Below are 18,897 nucleotides of genomic sequence, written 5' to 3'. Positions count from 1 at the left end.
TGCAAACACTAACAGAAGTACAACGGTTCGAAGGGAGTTAAAAGTGATATGGAAGATCTTGATTTGCAAAAATATAATGTGAGAACAGATCTAGCACTTGAGGCTAAAGAACAGGCTGAAACTGCAAGTGGAGGAGTTATCCCAGGTGTACATTCGGAAACGACAACAGTTGAAGGGATTACAACTACTGTCCTGCATATTCAAAATGAGCAAGGCTCAAATGCAATTGGAAAAATGATTGGACAATATGTGACCATCGAAGTTCCTGGGTTACGAAATGGAGATACGATGTTGCAGGATCGGGTAGCTACAGAGTTTGCTAAACACTTTGAAGCCTTCCTCGAACGATTGTCCATCAATAAGTCAGCACGTGTTCTTATCGTTGGACTAGGAAACTGGAACGTGACACCAGATGCACTTGGACCGCTGGTCGTTGAAAATGTGATGGTGACTAGACATTTTTTTGAATTGATGCCAGATCAAGTTGCACCCGGTTATCGACCAGTTAGTGCAGTTGCACCTGGAGTTCTTGGTATAACGGGTATTGAGTCTAGCGAGATTGTACAAGGGATTGTGGATCGTTCTAAGCCGGATTTAGTTATTGCTATTGATGCGTTAGCATCAAGATCGTTAGAAAGAGTAAATACAACGATTCAAATCGCCGACATTGGTATTCATCCTGGTTCTGGTATCGGCAATAAGCGGAAGGGTTTAACTCGAGAAATTTTAGGAGTGCCTGTTATTGCGATCGGTGTACCGACTGTTGTATATGCTTCCACGATAGTAAATAATACGTTTGATCTGATGATGAGTCATATGCAAGCACAGAAAGGCGATAACAATAAAATATTTGGGTTAATGAACCAAATGGAGGAACATGAGCGGCTTCTATTAGTGAAAGAAGTACTTAATCCAATCGGACACGACTTACTTGTTACGCCGAAGGAAGTGGATCAGTTTATCGAAGATATTGCAAATATTATTGCAAGTGGGTTAAATGCCTCCCTGCATGAAGCAGTTGATACCGATAATGTTGCTGCATACACACATTGATATGTAAATGATTACTTCAAGAAGTTCGGTGCCAATTCGGCATTCGAACTTCTTTGCTGTCTGTAAATACGTGGTGTGTGCTCTATTAAAGAGTCTTTCATTCTAGTGGTTCTATCAACCTCTCAACTCTCATAGATTGATAGTAGATTATGGGCGCTACTATTACATAGTGCATAACGGGAGGGTAATGAAGAGATGAGACGACTGTCAATATGGTTGAATATTATAAAGGACGGAAGAAATGTAAGACAGCTTCTCGTTACTGGTCGAGCATTTTCTCTATTGTCATTCAGCTCAATGTTATTTTTTGTTCTTCTCGGTGTTGCAGGGATGGTACATCAGCAATCCGCTCAATCGCCGATTCATTCGATGAAGGGATTTGCAGCATCCGTTTCCAGCGGATTATTTGGAGATATGCTAGAAATGGAGATGCCTTCATTTGAAAGTAGTCTTGAATCGGAGTCGCTTACTGGAAGAGAGATTAGCACTTTTTTAATGCGAACCTTAACTAATATTAACCCGAATGATCCTAGCAGCATACTTGCAGGGGAGCTCCCAGGCATGAACGGCAATGATGCTTTTCTTATTCGTAAAGGATTAGGTACAGATACAGAAGTAGGACCCCAAGATCATTCACCTTATAATCCACTTGATGGAATAGTTGATGAGGGAACAGAACTTCCTGTAGAGCCGATTGAAAGTGAATCAGGTTCTGATGGAGAGGTAGATGGGGACGGAGGAGGAAGTGTTCAGAAAGATCCGAAGGACAAGCCTACAAAAAGTAAGTCGAAGATTGTGTTTATCTATCATTCGCACAATAGAGAATCTTGGTATCCAGAAGTAGATGAGAAAAATAAAGATGCAAATTCCAATACAAAAAATATAACACTCGTCGGTAAACGTCTAGCAGAAAAGCTGGAGCAAGAAGGAGTAGGCGCGATGCACTCCAATACTGACTATCCGACAGCAATTAAAGGGTATCGTTGGGAACTTAGCTACAAATATTCGATGAAAACAGTTAAAGAAGCGCTTGCGAGTAGCGATGATTTGAAATTTGTATTCGATATTCATCGTGATTCTCAAAAAAGAAAGTATACGACGATTGATATAGATGGAAAAAGTTATGCGCAGGTTTATTTTGTAATCGGACACCGAAATCCAAATTGGAAAAAGAACGAAGCGTTCGCAACAAAAATTCACGACGCTTTAGAAAAGAAATACCCGGGTATTTCTAGAGGTATATGGGGGAAAACTGCTGCTACAGGCAATGCTGAATACAACCAATCATTAGCTTCTGAAAGTGTATTAATTGAAGTCGGCGGTGTGGAAAATACGTTAAAAGAATCATATCGAACGGCAGACGCGCTAGCAGAGGTAATATCGGAAATCTATTATGACGCAGAGAAAGTTTCTGGAAAGGAATGATTTTTGAATGAATCGGAATCCTTGGAAGTGGCTGGCATTAGGCGGCGTATTAACCATTATCGTTTTATTTGGTCTCGAAATGTCGAACACAGGCATTGAACGTATTTATGGACCGATAGAAGGCGGAGAGATCGTTGAAACGAAGCGGAATGATTTTACTTACGAATCAAAAACAGAAAAAAGAATAGCGGAACTCGAACGAGAACTTGAGCAAATTCGACATTTGGCATATGAGGAAGGGACTATTGCCGGAAATGACCATCCTCGTCTACCAGGCATGCCTTATGAGGAGAACGATGCAACGGTAAATAAGATTGCAGATTCTACTGCAGGACTGCTTCAATCTGCCTCCAGTGGTGGAATACGATTCGTTGGATCGCTCTTCGATGGACTGTTCCATTAAACCTTCATTGCTGTCATTCCTACAAACTGATATAATAGGAAGAATGATTAGAATTATTGGAATGTGTGGGGGTTAGGCATGACAGACGTTCGTGACCGACAAAAGAAAATTAGGAATTTTTCCATTATCGCTCATATTGATCATGGTAAGTCGACGCTTGCAGACCGAATACTGGAGTATACGGGTGCGTTAAGCTCAAGAGAGATGCAAGCACAGGTTCTCGACCAAATGGATTTGGAGCGTGAACGCGGTATTACGATTAAGCTTCAAGCTGTTCGTTTATCGTATCGTGCAGATGATGGCGAAGAATATTTACTCAATTTAATTGATACACCAGGACATGTCGACTTTACATACGAGGTTTCACGAAGCATGGCAGCTTGTGAAGGTGCTCTTCTCGTAGTAGATGCTGCTCAAGGTATTGAAGCTCAAACACTTGCCAACGTGTACCTTGCACTAGACAATAGTCTTGAAATTCTTCCTGTTATTAACAAGATCGATTTGCCAAGTGCAGAGCCAGAACGAGTGAAGCAAGAAATCGAGGACGTTATCGGACTTGATGCAAGCGAAGCCGTTCATGCATCCGCAAAGGCGGGTATCGGTATTAAAGAAATATTAGAGCAGGTTGTCGCGAAAGTACCAGCACCAACTGGTGATCCAGATGCACCACTAAAAGCGCTAATATTTGATTCGCATTATGATCCATACAAAGGTGTAATCGTATACGTACGTGTCATTGATGGTCATATTCGCGCAGGTAAGAAGATTCGCTTCATGGCTACAGAAGCTGAGTTTGAAGTTATCGAGGTCGGCGCATTTAAGCCGCGTATGACAATTGTAGATGAGTTGTCTATCGGAGATGTAGGCTTTGTAGTTGCCGGTATCAAAAATGTGAAGGACACACGTGTCGGCGATACAGTGACAGATGCGAAACGTCCTGCACCTGAGCCGCTACCAGGTTACCGTCGTATTAATCCAATGGTTTATTGCGGATTGTACCCGATTGAAAACCAAGATTATAACGATCTTCGTGATGCTCTTGAGAAGCTTGAGCTAAATGATGCTTCACTTCGTTACGAACCTGAATCATCAACTGCACTTGGTTTCGGCTTCCGCTGTGGATTCCTTGGATTGCTTCATATGGAGATTATCCAGGAACGTATTGAGAGGGAGTTTAACATCCCGCTTATTACGACAGCACCAAGCGTAATTTATAAAGTTACACTAACAAATGGTGAGTCATATGATATCGATAACCCGTCTAACTATCCAGATTCAGCAAAGCTTGACTTTGTTGAGGAGCCTTACGTTAAAGCGGGCATTATCGTTCCGAATGACTACGTAGGTGCTATTATGGAACTTTGCCAAAATAAACGTGGTGAGTTCGTCAACATGGAGTATTTGGATACGAACCGTGTAACGATTACGTATCAATTGCCATTGTCTGAAATCGTATATGATTTCTTCGATCAACTGAAATCAAGCACAAAAGGTTATGCTTCATTCGACTACGAGATTTCAGGATACCGTAGATCGAATCTTGTGAAGATGGATATTATGCTTAACAGTGAGCAAGTGGATGCATTGTCTGTAATCGTCCATCGTGACCGTGCATACCACCGTGGTCGTTTGATCTGTGAGAAGTTGAAGGAACTTATTCCTCGTCAAATGTTTGAAGTTCCTGTACAAGCATCTATCGGAACAAAAGTTATCGCACGGGAAACTGTTAAAGCGATGCGTAAAAACGTTCTTGCCAAATGTTACGGTGGCGACATTAGCCGTAAACGTAAGCTTCTTGAAAAGCAAAAAGAAGGTAAGAAACGGATGAAGCAAGTCGGTAGCGTGGAAGTACCTCAGGAAGCCTTTATGGCCGTTCTGAAAATCGACGAAGATTAAACCGAACTTTCGATGAGGGAGAGCGCAGCTCTCCTTCATTTTTTGTAGTGGGAGGAGAATTCCTATGAATGAAAATCAAGCGCCTAAGGCGTTATATATACACATCCCTTTTTGTACGAACAAATGCCACTATTGTGATTTTACTTCCTACGTATTAAAGGGACAGCCTGTAGATCAATATTTGGATGCGCTAGAGCAAGAAATGATACGAACGGTTGAGATATTGCCGCCGACCATAATAGAGACCGTGTTTGTTGGTGGAGGCACGCCTACTGTACTGACTCCTCCACAAATGGAGCGGTTCCTTAAGTCGGTCCGCGATCACTTCCCAATTGCTACAGATGCAGAATTTACAATGGAAGCTAATCCTGGTACGACTGATATAGATAAACTTCAAGCGATGCGAGACGGCGGTGTCAATCGAATTAGCTTTGGTGTTCAATCGTTCGATAATGGTCTGCTTGAGAAGATTGGGAGAATTCATAATGTAGATGACGTATATCGGAGTATCGAAAATGCTCGAAAAGTTGGATTCGATAATCTTTCCATAGATTTGATGTTCGGTTTGCCTGGACAGACGTTAACCCACTTGTCTGATAGTGTAGATCGTGCGATGGAGCTTGGTCTTCCCCATTATTCGATCTATAGCTTAAAAGTGGAAGAAAACACGTTGTTCCATAAGCTGTACGAGCGAAATGAACTGCCGCTGCCGCCAGAAGAAGAAGAATTTAATATGTTTCTTCTATTAATGGAGAAGCTCGAAAAAAACGGTTATGCACATTATGAAATAAGCAACTTTGCTAAGCCGGGTTTTGAAGGTCGACATAACTCCACTTACTGGCGTAACGAATCGTATTATGGACTAGGAGCTGGGGCTCATGGTTATTCAAATCGCACACGTCATATCAATTTAAAAGGTATTAATCCTTACATTGAAGCAAGTAAAGAGAAGCTTCCTCGCCTTGAAACATTTGAAGTACCAGAGCAAGAGGCAATGGAAGACTTTATGATGGTTGGCTTGCGATTGCGAGAAGGAGTTAAAGCCTCGAATTTTGCGAAGCAATTTCCTGGACATGAGCTTGATGTTTTCTTCGGTTCAGTCATTGAAAAATTGTTTGCAAATGGGTTACTTGAACGTGTAGAAGTACACGCTGATACAATCTATCGACTGACAAATCAAGGAGTACTGCTTGGCAATGAAGTATTTGGTGCCTTTATCGGATTAGAGAGATAAATTCCTCTTGAGTGTTTATTCGTTTTGATGTATATTTATTCATATTCATCTTGAACGAGGTCACGTGGAGGTGCAGGCAAATATGCAGGCAGTACAGGTAATGTGTAGGAAAGCTACGTCAGATGACGTAGAGACATTATTTCAATTGATCAAAGGTTATGCTGAGCAAGGCGTCATGTTGCCTCGCACACGTGAAGCTCTCGTTTATATGATCGACACTTTTGTAGTAGCCGAGATAGGTTCTGAAGTTGTCGGTTGCGGATCTTTATTGAAGCTAGGTGATAATCTAATTGAAATTAGATCACTTGGAATAACGGATGGTTACAAAGGTCTCGGAATAGGCAACAAGTTGGTAGACATTCTTCTGGAACAAGCTAGACTGCAAGGAGTTACAAAAGTAATGGCTTTAACTTATGCTGTATCTTTTTTTGAACGGAACGGGTTCAGTGTCGTAGATAAGGACATTTTTCCAGAGAAAGTTTGGAAAGATTGTGTCAATTGCCCTAAACAACTAGCTTGTGATGAAATAGCCGTACTTCGCATATTGGACTAATAATTAATTTTATTATAAATTTCCATGAAAATAATGACCCAAAAATACCGAACTGACTTGACAATGATCAAGATGGTTTGGTATTTTTGTATTAGTGATTAGCACTCATTGGAGTTGAGTGCTAACGAAGAGGATGCAAAATGACGAAGACCCAATCAAAAATCGTGGAGGGATAGAGATGCTGACGGATCGACAACGTATGATATTAAATGCTATCGTAGATGACTATATCCGCTTTGCTGAGCCAGTAGGTTCACGCAGCATTTCAAAGCGCGGGGATGTTGGTTTCAGTCCGGCAACGATTCGGAATGAGATGGCTGACCTTGAAGAGCTTGGTTTTCTGGAACAGCCGCACACATCTGCTGGACGCGTACCATCCACGAAGGGATACCGCTACTATGTCGATAATTTGATTCAATTGAAACAAGTTAACGATGAAGACGTGGGGGTTGTTCGTTCATTCGTAACAGACAAGATGAACCAAATGGAGCAGGTTATACAACAGACGGCAATGATTCTTTCAAATATGACGAACTATACGTCCATTTTGCTCGGGCCGGAGCTTTATAACACTTCACTTAAACATTTTGGTCTTGTGCCGCTTAATGATACTTCTGCTGTTGCCATTATCGTCACGAATACGGGACATGTAGAGAATCGAACGATTTCGATTCCACCGGATCTGAATTTGGACGATATGCAGAAGATTGTTAACATCTTAAATACGAAACTTGTTGGTGTACCGCTTATTAGATTGAAAGCGAAGTTGTATAGTGAGGTTGGTCAGGAACTCGATCGACATGTTGATCATTTTGAGCAACTGCTCAGCGTACTCGACAGTGCACTTTCAAACGATGAAGAGCAAAGGGTCTTCTTAGGCGGAACAACAAATATGTTATCTCAACCAGAATTTAAGGACGTTGATAAAGTAAAAACGATTCTTGACCTGCTGGATGAAACACCCACAATTATGAAAATGTTCTCTACGCTCCCGTCGGGTATACAAGTTCGTATCGGGACAGAAAATGACCACAAGGCGATTAGCGATTGCAGCTTGATTACTGCAACATACTCTATAGATGGTGAAGCTCTTGGTACTATTGGTATTCTTGGCCCAACTCGAATGGAATATGGAAAAGTAATTAGCTTGCTTGATTTAATGTCCAAAGATATGGGTACGTTGCTCAGTCGATGGTATAAGTAAGATGATGCTTTCGAAGTAATAATTACTTCGTAAATTTTAAAGTCAATGCTTTCGAGGTAATAATTACTTCGTAAATTTTTGAAGGAGGTGATATGGTGAGTACGAAGGAACAACATAATGAAGCAGTAGATACAGTAGTGGATGAAACAACTAATGAGCAAACTACAGTTGAACAAGAGGTTTCCGAAGAGGGCATTGATAGCCGTTATGAGGAGCTTGTGAAACAAGTAGAGGAGCAACAGCAACGATACTTAAGAGCACAAGCAGACTTCGATAATTTCCGTCGCCGTACGCTTAAGGAGAAGGAAGAGCTAGGTCAATACGCTTCAATGAAGTTGATTGGTCAATTGCTACCAATTGTCGATAATTTCGAGCGTGCAATTGCAGCTTCCTCTGCAAATAACGACTTCGAATCGCTTGCAAAAGGCGTAGATATGATCTTCCGTCAATTGTCCCAAACGCTCGAGCAGGAAGGTCTTAAGCCAATGGAAGTAGTTGGTGAGCCGTTTAATCCTGAGTTCCATCAAGCGATTATGCAAGTCGAATCTGATGAGCATGAAGAAGGTATCGTTGTCGAGGAAGTTCAGAAGGGCTACATTTTGAAAGATAAAGTGTTACGTCCTGCAATGGTTAAAGTTAGCAGCTAGAATTACTAAGGATGACATGATTGCGCAATATATGGACACAGTTTTTTCAAACGAACCATATGCGCTTATATATGATTACAATTCACAAGGAGGAACTTAAACGATGAGTAAAGTTATTGGTATAGACTTAGGAACAACAAACTCTTGCGTTGCAGTAATGGAAGGCGGCGAAGCTGTAGTTATCCCGAATCCAGAAGGCAATCGCACAACACCATCTGTTGTAGGTTTCAAAAAAGATGGCGAACGTGTAGTTGGTGAAACGGCTAAGCGTCAAGCTATTACAAACCCTGATCGCACAATTAGTTCGATTAAGCGTCATATTGGCACAAGCCACAAAGAAAAAATCGATGATAAAGAATATACACCACAAGAAATTTCTGCAATCATCTTGCAAAAGCTTAAATCCGATGCAGAAGCATACTTGGGTCAATCTGTAACACAAGCGGTAATTACAGTTCCAGCATATTTCAACGATAGCCAGCGTCAAGCTACTAAAGATGCAGGCAAAATTGCTGGTCTAGAAGTTCTTCGTATTGTCAACGAGCCAACTGCTGCAGCACTAGCATACGGCCTTGAGAAAACAGAAGATCAAACGATTTTAGTTTATGACCTTGGCGGCGGTACATTCGACGTTTCCATCCTTGAGCTTGGCGATGGTTTCTTTGAAGTAAAAGCGACAAGCGGCGACAACAAACTTGGTGGAGATGACTTTGACCAAGTTGTAATCGATCACCTAGTTGCTGAGTTCAAGAAGGATCAAGGAATTGATCTTTCTAAAGATAAAGGCGCAGTTCAACGTTTGAAAGATGCTGCTGAAAAAGCGAAAAAAGAATTGTCTGGCGTTATGACTTCAACAATCTCTTTGCCATTTATTACAATGGTAGATGGCGTTCCTCAGCATCTTGAGATGAACTTGACTCGTGCGAAATTCGATGAGCTTTCAGCTACATTGGTTGAGCGTACACTAGGTCCTACTCGCCAAGCACTTAGCGATGCAGGTATGACTCCTAACGATATCGATAAAGTCGTTCTAGTAGGTGGATCCACTCGTATTCCTGCCGTTCAGGATGCAGTTAAGAAGCTTATTGGTAAAGATCCACATAAAGGCGTTAACCCGGATGAAGTTGTTGCATTAGGTGCAGCAGTACAAGCGGGCGTACTAACAGGTGATGTGACTGGCGTTGTATTGCTAGACGTTACTCCTTTGTCCCTTGGTATCGAAACAGCTGGCGGCGTATTTACGAAGATGATCGACCGTAACACGACGATTCCTACAAGTAAATCGCAAGTATATTCAACATACGCTGACAATCAGCCTGGCGTTGAAATCCATGTCCTTCAAGGTGAGCGTTCCATGGCAAATGGTAATAAGACGCTTGGTCGCTTTACACTAAACGATATTCCACTAGCACCACGCGGTGTACCGCAAATCGAAGTTACTTTCGATATTGATGCGAACGGTATCGTTAACGTGTCTGCTCTTGATAAAGGTACAGGCAAGAGCCAAAAAATTACGATCACTTCTTCAAGCGGTTTAAGCGATGCAGAAATCGAGCAAATGATGAAGGATGCTGAACTTAATGCAGAAGAAGATCGCAAAAACCGTGAATTGGTTGAAGCGAAAAACGCTGCTGATCAGCTAATTTATTCAGTTGACAAGACGATTAAAGATTTGGGAGACAAAGTTGATCCTTCCGAAATCGAAAAAGCGAATGCTGCTAAAGAAAAAGTTGTAGCTGCAGTCGCAACGAATGAACTAGAGCAAATTACTGCTGCTACGGAAGAGCTAACGGAAATTGTACAACAATTGTCCGTTAAACTTTACGAGCAAGCTTCGCAAGATGCTGGTGCTGCTCAAGGTGGAGCTGAAGGCGACGCTTCTAATGCAAGAGGAAAAGACAACGTAGTTGACGCCGACTATGAAGTTGTAGACGATAAGAAGTAAGAAAAGCGGGCGAGAGGTCAAGGACAGGCGTTTCCTGTCTTTGACCTCCTTTCGTGCGTTATGGCATCATTATTTTTTATAACGGGGGTGAGATCAAGTGGCTAACAAACGTGATTTTTATGAAGTGTTAGGAGTAGGAAAAGACGCTTCTGCTGATGATATTAAAAAGTCATATCGTAAGCTTGCTAGGGAATATCATCCAGACGTAAACAAAGCGGCAGATGCCGAAACAAAGTTTAAAGAAGTGAAAGAAGCCTATGATGTTCTAAGTGATGATGGGAAACGTTCCACTTATGACCGTTTCGGACATGTTGATCCTAATCAAGGTATGGGTGGCGGAGCTGGCGACTTTGGTGGCGGTTTCGGCGATATTTTCGATATGTTTTTCGGTGGCGGTGGTGGTGGCAGACGTGATCCGAATGCTCCGCAACGCGGTAGTGACCTTCAATACACGATGACTGTAGAGTTTAAGGAAGCTGTATTTGGTAAAGAAACTGAAATTACAATTCCAAGAACGGAATCGTGTGATACTTGTTTCGGAACGGGTGCTAAGCCAGGTACAAAACCTGAGACTTGTTCGACTTGTCGTGGAGCTGGACAACAAGAGGTCGTTCAAAATACACCATTTGGTCGTATGGTTAACCGCAGAGCATGTACGACATGTAGCGGTACAGGTCAAATTATTCGTGAGAAATGTGGCTCATGTCACGGCGCAGGAAAAGTGAAAAAGCAGCGTCGTATCAAAATTAATATTCCTGCTGGTGTTGATGAAGGCGCACAAATTCGTATGTCGGGTGAAGGTGAAGGCGGTCTGCGCGGTGGCCCAGCTGGAGACTTGTATATCGTTATCCGAGTGAAATCGCATGAGTTCTTCGAACGTGATGGCGACGATATATATTGTGAAGTACCTCTTACTTTCGTTCAAGCTGCATTAGGTGATGAAGTTGAAATCCCTACGCTTACGGAGAAAGTGAAGCTTAAAGTTCCAGCAGGTACACAAACAGGAACCTATTTCAGACTAAAAGGTAAAGGTGTCCCTAAGCTTAGAGGTCATGGAACTGGAGATCAGCATGTTAAAGTGACGATCGTAACGCCTACGAAACTATCTGATGAACAAAAAGAATTATTGCGTCAATTCGGAGGTATTAGTGGTCAATCTACGAATGAACAAGGCGAACATCATGAATCTATTTTTGAACGTATGAAAAAGGCGTTCCGCGGTGAATAACGCGGAACGTCTTTTTTTTGCATAGTTTTCCAGTCGAATGTACATGATAGTGTAGTGAGGGAAAGATTCTCAGAAAAATGAAGGAGGTTCATCGATGTCGACTGAAAACAATGATTTGGAGAAACAAAATTTTGCTGAACTTCCTATCGGAAAAAATGAAGATGTGGAATTTTCAGAAGAGCTAGCTGATGAGGCTGATCGCAAAGCTCAGCAACGTGCGAATGAAGCAGATCAGAGGAATGAAGAGCAATAACCCAAAGGAAGTGGCGTATAACCGAAATCGGTTTTACGCCATTTTTTTGTGCTGAGTACACTCTCTGGTGTACAATAGAGGATAGGTATTTTTTACTCTAGGAGGCAACACATATGAAATGGAATGAAATTACAATATCAACAACGGAAGAATCAATCGAAATGATCTCAAATTTCTTGCATGAGCTTGGTGCAGGGGGAGTCTCTATTGAGGAATCAGGGACGCTAAACAAAAAACGTGATACTTCATTCGGACAGTGGTACGAACTGCCGTTTAACGATATACCTGAAGGCCAAGCAGTCATTAAGGGATATTTCTCTGAAGATGTCGATACTGAGGAGTTAATGGAATCACTTAAACCTCGTGTTGAGCAGCTAAAAGAGTTTGATATTGATACTGGAGAAGTTGTTTATGCAGTCGCTCAAGTAGATGATGAAGACTGGGCAAATGCTTGGAAAGCTTATTTTAAACCAATTCGTGTATCAGATACATTAACGATAAAGCCTACATGGGAAGAGTATGAGGCAAGTGAAGGCGAACGTATTATCGAACTTGATCCTGGAATGGCATTTGGTACAGGAACTCACCCAACTACAGCACTTTGTTTGCAGACGTTAGAGTCCGTAGTACGCGGTGGAGAAGAAGTAATTGATGTAGGTACTGGTTCTGGAATACTAGCAATCGGTGCTTGTCTACTTGGGGCAAAAAGTGTACTTGCTCTTGATCTTGATCCGGTCGCTGTTTCTAGTGCAAAAGAAAATGCTCATCTGAACAGCTTGTCAGAGAAGATTGAGGTTAGACTAAGTGATTTGCTTGGTGTACTTCGTGAAGATCAATCTACAGCAGAAGGAACATCTGCCCTTCAAGTTACAGTACCTGTTGATCTTGTAGTCGCTAACATATTAGCGGAGATCATCCTATTATTCTTAGATGATGTTTACCAAGCGCTTAAACCGGGGGGAACATATATTGCCTCTGGTATATTTAAAAATAAAGAAACGATCGTTGAAGAAGGTTTAATTGCCGCTGGATTCCAAATTATCGATAAACGCCGCGATGAGGATTGGATCGCATTTGTAGCTAGAAAACCGCAGGTAGACTAGATGGAGAATTTTCTGTGGTATCCCATAGAGCACCTGCCATTTATAGTTCTTGTACTAATGATGGTATTTACGATACATGAGTTCGCCCATGCGTATTTCGCCTTTAAATTTGGCGATGATACGGCACACAAAGCAGGGAGAGTCACGTTGAATCCGATGGTACATTTAGACTTGTTGGGTTCGATCTTGTTATTAATTGTAGGATTCGGATGGGCTAAGCCGGTTCCTGTTAATCCCAGCAGGTTTAAGCATCGCAGAACGATGAGCATCATCGTATCTGCTGCGGGACCTGTCAGCAATTTAGTGCTCGGTGCATTTGGGATGTTTATATTTTACATCCTTAATGAATTTGGTGTGCTGAGCTCTAGCTCAGAGGGTGTTTTTATGGCACTTTTAACCTTTTTCTATTATTTGATAACAATTAACATACTGTTATTTGTATTTAACTTGATTCCATTGCCTCCACTTGATGGTTTCCGTATTATTTCAGATTTGTTACCGCTACGCATCAGATACAAGTTGGATCAAAATTTGCATTGGGGTATGATCATTTTTCTGTTGATTGTATTTATACCGCCCCTTCGCGCAGTCACTCTCGATCCAATTCTAGGTTTGACAGATATTATATTTGACTCGCTAGCACAATTTTATAATTCTATTTTCACACCGATTAAATGGTCGTAGATTCAAATAGATTTTACTAACGAATAAATGCTATTATGAAGGATGGAATATGGATAAGGGTGGTTAGTAATTACTATGCAACGTTACTTTGTAGCGCCGGAACAATTTCGTGACGGCGCAATTACGATAACGGGTGAAGATGCCCATCATGCAGCTCGTGTGATGCGTATGAAGCCAGATGAAGAAATCATAGTTTGTGACGGTGCTGGTCGATCAGTTAAAGCCGTAGTTATTGAAGTTTCGCCTCTAGAAATACGTGCCAAAGCTATCGAAGTGCTAGCACAGGATAGTGAACCAGCTTGGCAGATTACGATTGCTCAGGGATTGCCAAAAGGGGACAAGATGGAGCTCGTCATTCAGAAAGGTACAGAGATCGGGGCTAGTTCTTTTGTACCGTTTGAATCAGAGCGCGTCATTGTACAATACGACGGCAAGAAGGAAGCGAAGCGCATTGAACGCTGGGGCAAAATTGCTAAAGAGGCTGCTGAACAAGCGCACCGACATACTATACCAACTATAGAGTCGGTAAAGAGCTGGCGCCAAATGCTTGCGACTATTGAACAGTACGACCTAGCTTTATTTTGCTACGAACGTGAAGGTGCAGATGCCCATGGCAGAGGGATTGCAAAGGCTGTTCGTGAATGGAAAGCTAGCAGAAACATTAACAATGAATTTGTACAAGACGATGTAAGTCCTCGTATTTTGCTTATGGTAGGCCCAGAGGGTGGTTTCTCAGAACGTGAAGCGGTGGAAGTGGAAGCTGCGGGAGCGGTTCTTGTAGGATTAGGTAAACGGATATTACGTACAGAAACAGCAGGGCTTGTCGGTTTGACTTGTCTTTTATATGAATCCGGTGAAATGGAAGGAGCATGACCACAATGCCAACGGTCGCATTTTATACATTAGGCTGCAAAGTTAACTTCTATGATACAGAAGCGATATGGCAGCTTTTCAAAAATGAAGGATACGAACAGGTCGATTTCGAGTCGACTGCGGATGTTTATTTAGTAAATACATGTACAGTTACGAATACAGGTGACAAAAAAAGTCGCCAAATTATTCGTCGCGCGGTAAGACGTAATCCAGATGCAATTATTGCAGTAACAGGCTGTTATGCTCAGACTTCTCCGGCTGAAATAATGGCAATTGAAGGTGTAGATTTAGTTATTGGAACACAAGATCGAGAAAAGATCATGTCTTTTGTTGGACAAATTCAAGCGGATCGTACGCCAGTCAACGCTGTACGCAACATTATGAAGACACGTACTTTTGAAGAGCTTGACGTACCAGATTTTGCTGAACGTACTCGTGCATTTTTGAAAATTCAAGAGGGCTGCAACAACTTCTGTACATTCTGCATTATCCCGTGGTCCCGTGGATTATCAAGAAGTCGTGAGCCGCAAAGCGTACTAGAGCAAGCGAAAGCACTAGTAGCAGCGGGTTATAAAGAAATCGTATTAACGGGCATTCACACTGGCGGCTACGGCGACGACATGGAAAACTACAATTTAACGAGTCTTCTATGGGACCTCGATAAAGTTGAAGGGCTTGAACGAATTCGTATTAGCTCGATTGAAGCAAGCCAAATAGATGACGCAATGATAGATGTACTTAATCGTTCCAGCAAAATGTGCCGTCATCTTCACATTCCGCTGCAAGCAGGAGAAAACTCCGTTCTGAAACGTATGCGGAGAAAATATACGACAGAAGAATTCGCAGCCAAAATTAAACGTCTACATGAAGCGATGCCAGGTGTTGCGATTACTACAGATGTTATCGTTGGATTCCCTGGAGAGACAGAAGAAATGTTCGAAAATGGCTTCCGATTCATGGAAGATCTAAAATTTGCTGAAATGCATGTATTCCCTTACTCCAAACGTACTGGCACACCAGCAGCTCGTATGGACGAGCAGGTGGACGATGAAATCAAAAATGAACGTGTTCATAAATTGATTGATCTCTCTGAGAAGATGCAGCTACAATATGCAGAGCAGTATGTAGGTAAAGTTCTTGATGTAATTCCAGAACGAGACTACAAAGGAGCGCCTGGCCAAGGCTTAGTCAGCGGTTACACGGACAACTACATTCAGGTCGTCTTTGACGGTACCGAAGCGCTTATTGGTCAGTTGTGCCGTGTGAAGATAACGGACGCGGGTGTTAATGAATGCCGTGGTCAACTTTTACGGGTACTAGATCCAGCTATGACGCCAGAAGAGACGGAAGTTCATTCTTTCGTATTTGAGCGTCCCGAAGCTATAAAAGCTTAACCAAGAAACGAATGCAGGATTCCTTTCCTTTTCTATCCCATTAGAAAAGATGAAGGAATCCTTTGCTGCATATACTAAAGTGTAAATGTTGCAAGGGGGAAGGGACATGTTGGAAATTTCAGCGGGTGGAGTCGTATTCCGCCATAATGAGCAAGGGCAACTGCAGATTCAGCTTATTCAGGATCGTTATGGAAAAGTATCGCTTCCAAAAGGAAAGATGGAGGCAGGAGAAACCGTAGAGCAGACAGCATTGCGAGAAATTGCCGAGGAAACCGGACTTGAAGGGGTTATTATTGCACCTATTGATCAAATTAAATACCAATACGAACATGCAAGCCTCGGAACGGTCAATAAAGAGGTTCATTATTATTTGGTCGAAGCTATCGGTGGAACTCATCAAGCTCAAGTAGAAGAAATACGTGGGGTAGATTGGTTTGAACCAATGGAAGCATGGAGACGGCAGAAGCAATCTGGGTATGATAATAATCTCCGCATTGTTGCAGGAGCGCTCCAGATGCTGGGATTGCCTATAAGCTAATTAAACTTAGACAGGTTCTAGCTTTCGTATTGATTTCAAGTAACAGAATGGCAAAGCAAGCAAAGAACTAGCGATGTTAAAAATCGTTTGTGCGTGAGCAATTTGTGATGCAGGTGTCTGAGAAATCAATGCAGACATGGCAGTTAGTTGCTCAATAAATGGAAGAAATAATAAAGCTCCTCCTGTATTGAGTAAAATGTGTGAATAAGCAACATATCTGCCTGCTTTTGAACCACCGATAGATGCAAGAAGCGCAGTTACACATGTACCGATGTTGGCGCCAAGCACTAGTGCAACGCCAAGCTCAATTGGCATGGCTCCTATCATAACAAATCCCATTACTAATCCAATAACAGCAGCGCTACTATGAATGGCCGCTGTCAAAATAGCACCTGCAGCGAGTCCCCACCATAAATTTGTTGCAGCCTTTTCAAGAAACCATGCAAACATACCACTTTCCTGTACGGATGGACCGATTGATTGCATGATCGATAAACCTGACAACAGTAAGCCGAATCCACATACAGCGACGGAAATAGAACGTACCGTATCAAGCCAGCGTAATTCAGCTAGACGTGGTATGATTTTTACTTCGCCAAGCAGGGTCGTTACTAGCCATACAATTATGGAGGCTGTTAATAATGACGGGGCTATTTGGTGGATATTTAGTCCAATAAGCTCAGTTGTTATACAAGTTCCAATATTTGTACCAAGAATAATTCCTAATGTACGTGGAAAAGTGAGCAGACGTGCATTAACAAGACCAATTGAAATGAGAGTCACAGCTGTACTGCTTTGTAAAAACGCAGTAGTGGCAGTGCCTATAGCTAATCCATGAATAGGGGTGGCTGTGGATCTCTGGAGGACATTTGTCAAATGTGGACCTGCCAGACGGTGAAGAGCTAGCTCCATCAGTTTCATACCACACATGAATACAGTAAAACCAAATATCATTGGCAGTAAGATGGATTGAAACATTGATTTCGTCCCCTTCGCTAACAGATTAATAGCAGTTTTGGTGCAACATAAGGTCATCATTATATTTATGCTAACGAAGAGACAAGCATGACAAGCGATACATAGAGAGGAAGTAACACATTGAATCAACAACCAAAAGTAGTACTCGTTAAAGCGCGCAAAAAAAGAATAGAGCAAGGTCATCCATGGGTATTTGCAACAGAGATTGACAGGATCGAGGGGGATGCTGTTCCTGGTCAATTAGTAGATGTCGTAACACATCAAGGCAAATATGTAGCATCTGGCTATTGGAATCCACAATCCCAGATTACAGTACGAATCGTATCTTATTCGCCAACTCCGAGTATGGATAAGGCATTTCTAGAAGGTAAGCTACGGCAGTGTAAGGAACACAGAGGTCGATTTGTAGCAGATGGTGACTGCAGACTTGTCTATGGGGAAGCAGACTTCTTGCCGGGACTCATTGTTGACCGCTTCGGGGATGTATTAGTTGTACAAATATTGACACTTGGTATGGACATTGTTCGTGATGATCTTGTTGCTGCATTAGTTGCAGTTTTCGAGCCACATGGTATTTATGAGCGTAGTGATGTTAGCGTTCGTAAACTTGAAGGGTTAGAAGAACGTACGGGTGTCCTATATGGCGAATGTCCAGCAATTATAGAAATTGAAGAAAATGGGCTTAAGCTCGAAGTAGATATCGTGGAAGGTCAGAAGACGGGCTATTTCTTCGATCAACGCGAAAACAGAGCAGCGACAGAACCACTCATGAGAGGTTGGGGCAGCCGTAGTGGCATACAACTTCAAAAGCATCCAGAGAATGAATCTGAGGAGCTTGTACCCGTTAATGCAAACGGTAAGGTCGTTACTTACCCATATTGGGATGGTGCCTCAGTACTAGAATGTTTTGCACATACTGGAAGTTTCACTCTTCACGCTTGTAAGTACGGTGCAAAAAAGGTTACTTGCTTAGATGTATCCGAACATGCGATTAATACAGCTAAACGAAATGTTGAACGAAATGGTTTTACTGATCGTGTTGAGTTTGTTGTAGCAGATGCATTTGAATATTTGCGAACACAAGTTAAAGGTTTGGATGAGAGAAAGCAACGTGCTGCTGGTGGAGCAGATACAGCCAAAAAACTTGAAAATGCTGGCCGCACTTGGGATGTCGTTATATTAGATCCTCCTGCTTTTACAAAAACAAAAAATGCAATAGCAGGAGCAGTGAGAGGTTATAAAGATATTAATCTTCAAGGGATGAAACTGGTGAACGAAGGCGGTTATCTTGTGACAGCAAGCTGCTCTTATCATATGAGTCCAGAATTATTTTTGGAAACCATTCAAGAAGCAGCTGTAGATGCAGGAAAATTGCTTCGACTAGTTGAGTGGAGAGCAGCCGGTAAAGATCATCCTCAGCGGTTGGGTGTGAAGGAAGGCCATTATTTGAAATTTGCAATATTTGAAGTGCGGAGCAAGTAATTAG

Annotated in this window: 18 protein-coding genes; 17 read left to right on the top strand and 1 reads right to left on the bottom strand. The window is 42.1% G+C overall.

Going from position 1 to position 18,897, the window contains the following annotated elements; genetic code table 11:
* Window positions 1–48 precede the first annotated feature (48 nt).
* The 16 genes from gpr to I6N90_RS10025 all read left to right on the top strand — a co-directional run bounded on the left by gpr (window position 49) and on the right by I6N90_RS10025 (window position 16,433).
* A complete protein-coding gene (gene gpr / locus I6N90_RS10100; protein WP_197935386.1) occupies window positions 49–1,053 on the top strand; it encodes a GPR endopeptidase in 1,005 nt (334 codons plus the stop codon).
* 195 nt (window positions 1,054–1,248) lie between these two features.
* The gene (spoIIP, locus tag I6N90_RS10095) at window positions 1,249–2,478 is read left to right on the top strand and encodes a stage II sporulation protein P (protein ID WP_197935385.1); all 1,230 of its coding nucleotides are present in this window, start codon (window positions 1,249–1,251) and stop codon (window positions 2,476–2,478) included.
* Window positions 2,479–2,485: 7 nt separating this feature from the next.
* Window positions 2,486–2,881 carry a hypothetical protein gene (locus I6N90_RS10090; protein ID WP_197935384.1) on the top strand — a complete coding sequence of 132 codons (396 nt, stop codon included), beginning with the start codon at window positions 2,486–2,488 and terminating at the stop codon, window positions 2,879–2,881.
* A 78-nt stretch (window positions 2,882–2,959) separates the two neighbouring features.
* On the top strand, window positions 2,960–4,777 hold the full coding sequence (gene lepA, locus I6N90_RS10085; protein ID WP_197935383.1) for a translation elongation factor 4: 1,818 nt from the start codon (window positions 2,960–2,962) through the stop codon (window positions 4,775–4,777).
* A gap of 64 nt (window positions 4,778–4,841) precedes the next feature.
* Window positions 4,842–6,011, top strand: a complete 1,170-nt coding sequence (gene hemW, locus I6N90_RS10080) for a radical SAM family heme chaperone HemW (protein ID WP_197935382.1) — start codon at window positions 4,842–4,844, stop codon at window positions 6,009–6,011.
* A gap of 82 nt (window positions 6,012–6,093) precedes the next feature.
* On the top strand, window positions 6,094–6,564 hold the full coding sequence (locus I6N90_RS10075) for an N-acetyltransferase (RefSeq protein WP_197935381.1): 471 nt from the start codon (window positions 6,094–6,096) through the stop codon (window positions 6,562–6,564).
* A gap of 178 nt (window positions 6,565–6,742) precedes the next feature.
* Window positions 6,743–7,768, top strand: a complete 1,026-nt coding sequence (gene hrcA, locus I6N90_RS10070) for a heat-inducible transcriptional repressor HrcA (protein WP_197935380.1) — start codon at window positions 6,743–6,745, stop codon at window positions 7,766–7,768.
* Window positions 7,769–7,860: 92 nt separating this feature from the next.
* Window positions 7,861–8,415 carry a nucleotide exchange factor GrpE gene (gene grpE / locus I6N90_RS10065; protein WP_197935379.1) on the top strand — a complete coding sequence of 185 codons (555 nt, stop codon included), beginning with the start codon at window positions 7,861–7,863 and terminating at the stop codon, window positions 8,413–8,415.
* Between the two features lie 103 nt (window positions 8,416–8,518).
* Window positions 8,519–10,360 carry a molecular chaperone DnaK gene (dnaK, locus tag I6N90_RS10060; RefSeq protein ID WP_197935378.1) on the top strand — a complete coding sequence of 614 codons (1,842 nt, stop codon included), beginning with the start codon at window positions 8,519–8,521 and terminating at the stop codon, window positions 10,358–10,360.
* A 97-nt stretch (window positions 10,361–10,457) separates the two neighbouring features.
* The gene (gene dnaJ, locus I6N90_RS10055; protein ID WP_197935377.1) at window positions 10,458–11,588 is read left to right on the top strand and encodes a molecular chaperone DnaJ; all 1,131 of its coding nucleotides are present in this window, start codon (window positions 10,458–10,460) and stop codon (window positions 11,586–11,588) included.
* Between the two features lie 94 nt (window positions 11,589–11,682).
* Entirely contained in the window at window positions 11,683–11,841 is a 159-nt protein-coding gene (locus I6N90_RS10050; RefSeq protein ID WP_197935376.1) for a YfhD family protein, read from the top strand.
* Window positions 11,842–11,954: 113 nt separating this feature from the next.
* On the top strand, window positions 11,955–12,944 hold the full coding sequence (prmA, locus tag I6N90_RS10045) for a 50S ribosomal protein L11 methyltransferase (protein ID WP_197935375.1): 990 nt from the start codon (window positions 11,955–11,957) through the stop codon (window positions 12,942–12,944).
* Window positions 12,945–13,628 (top strand): site-2 protease family protein, encoded by a 684-nt coding sequence (locus I6N90_RS10040; RefSeq protein ID WP_197935374.1) that lies wholly within the window; start codon window positions 12,945–12,947, stop codon window positions 13,626–13,628.
* Window positions 13,629–13,703: 75 nt separating this feature from the next.
* Window positions 13,704–14,501, top strand: coding sequence for an RsmE family RNA methyltransferase (locus tag I6N90_RS10035; RefSeq protein WP_197935373.1), 798 nt, complete (start codon window positions 13,704–13,706; stop codon window positions 14,499–14,501).
* 5 nt (window positions 14,502–14,506) lie between these two features.
* Window positions 14,507–15,895, top strand: coding sequence for a tRNA (N(6)-L-threonylcarbamoyladenosine(37)-C(2))-methylthiotransferase MtaB (mtaB, locus tag I6N90_RS10030; protein ID WP_197935372.1), 1,389 nt, complete (start codon window positions 14,507–14,509; stop codon window positions 15,893–15,895).
* A 106-nt stretch (window positions 15,896–16,001) separates the two neighbouring features.
* Window positions 16,002–16,433 (top strand): NUDIX hydrolase, encoded by a 432-nt coding sequence (locus I6N90_RS10025; RefSeq protein ID WP_197935371.1) that lies wholly within the window; start codon window positions 16,002–16,004, stop codon window positions 16,431–16,433.
* A 6-nt stretch (window positions 16,434–16,439) separates the two neighbouring features.
* Here the strand turns inward: I6N90_RS10025 and I6N90_RS10020 are convergent, their stop codons facing one another.
* Window positions 16,440–17,411, bottom strand: coding sequence for a Na/Pi cotransporter family protein (locus I6N90_RS10020; protein WP_197935370.1), 972 nt, complete (start codon window positions 17,409–17,411; stop codon window positions 16,440–16,442).
* A 120-nt stretch (window positions 17,412–17,531) separates the two neighbouring features.
* Here I6N90_RS10020 and I6N90_RS10015 point away from each other — a divergent pair, with 120 nt between their 5' ends.
* A complete protein-coding gene (locus I6N90_RS10015; RefSeq protein ID WP_197935369.1) occupies window positions 17,532–18,893 on the top strand; it encodes a class I SAM-dependent rRNA methyltransferase in 1,362 nt (453 codons plus the stop codon).
* Window positions 18,894–18,897 lie beyond the last annotated feature (4 nt).

Source organism: Paenibacillus sp. GSMTC-2017, from assembly GCF_016019935.1.
GTDB lineage: Bacteria > Bacillota > Bacilli > Paenibacillales > Paenibacillaceae > Pristimantibacillus.
The sequence above is the reverse complement of the archived record's forward strand: the minus strand, read 5'-3'. Positions and strand labels throughout refer to the sequence as shown.